Annotated in this window: 1 protein-coding gene; it reads left to right on the plus strand. The window is 45.5% G+C overall.

The genetic code is table 11. From position 1 onward, the window contains the following. Positions 1-233 (plus strand): PKD domain-containing protein (locus Q4528_RS16310; RefSeq protein WP_303522829.1); only part of this gene is annotated, 233 nt, incomplete at both ends.

The raw sequence follows: 233 nt of genomic DNA on the forward strand, positions 1-233 counted from the left end.
ATAAAGCACCTATCGCCAACATTTCGCCGGCGAGTCAAAACGTTGCTGCTGGGACTACTGTTACCTTAAGTGCAGCTGGTTCAAGTGATGAAGATGGCTCTATTGAGAGTTACTTGTGGAGCACAGGCGAAACAACGAGCAGTATTGATGTAGTGGTAGATGTAAGCAAAACCATCAGCGTAACAGTAACAGATAATGAAGGTGCTACAGCAACTGCTAACGCTGTGTTAAGC

Origin of the sequence: Staphylococcus pasteuri, assembly GCF_030547725.1 — a bacterium.
Classification (GTDB): Bacteria; Bacillota; Bacilli; order Staphylococcales; family Staphylococcaceae; genus Staphylococcus; species Staphylococcus pasteuri.